Below are 886 nucleotides of genomic sequence, written 5' to 3' on the forward strand. Positions count from 1 at the left end.
ATGCGCAATTCGCTTAGCGGCATCATTCAGGTTGGCGCCTTCACACACAACTGCCGGCGATTTTCCACCGAGTTCTAAAGTGACAGGTACCAGATTTTTAGCCGCGTTACTCATGATAATACGCCCGGTTTTAGGCGAGCCTGTAAACACCAAATGATCGAAAGGCTGCTCTGAAATTTTCATCGCATCCGGGTGGTCACCAGGCAACACATCCACCAAGTCTTCAGGAAAAATTTCGCTAAGCATTTCTTGCAGTAATGCGGCTGAGTTAGGGCAATTCTCCGGCATTTTGATCATCGCTCTGTTGCCCGCTGCCAAAGCTGCAATAAGAGGCCCTAACGCTAGGTATAAGGGAAAGTTCCATGGGCAGATGATTCCGACAACACCTTTGGGGTGGTAATGTACTTTGGCTTTATTACTTGTGAAGAGTAACTCCGTGGATCTACGACTAGGCTTCATCCACTTTTTGAGTTTGTGAACTGCATGATTGATTTCTAAAACGGGCCCGAGCACATCAATAAGTTTAGATTCAGCTGGTGCGCGCCAGCCAAAGTCTTTGGCTGCTGCAGCGGTAATGGCATCTTGGTAACGCTGAATTTGGCTACGAAGATTTAGAAGATTTTTTTTCCTCTCATTGAAGGAAGGGTAAGGATTAGCTCGAGCCGCTGACTTAAGCATAGTTAATCGTTCTTCAATAGATGTATCGTGAGTAGAAATTTTCGCCGCGCAGTTCATTTGTTTGCCTCTATTTTTATCGATTTAAACGTGCTTATGTTGTGTACTATTTGAATGTTTAATGTTCAAAAGTTGTGTATTTTATTACGTAATAGACTTATTGCTCACAAAAGTGATTTGTACTCATCATTTAGTTGAGCATGGTTGATGG

At 43.5% G+C, this 886-nt stretch carries 1 protein-coding gene; it reads right to left on the bottom strand.

From position 1 onward, the window contains the following. Positions 1–735, bottom strand: a 735-nt coding sequence (locus A3763_RS18380; protein WP_156495166.1) for an aldehyde dehydrogenase family protein, incomplete at its 3' end; no start/stop codon positions are given. Between the last annotated feature and the right edge of the window lie 151 nt (positions 736–886).

It is taken from the genome of Oleiphilus sp. HI0128, assembly GCF_001635365.1.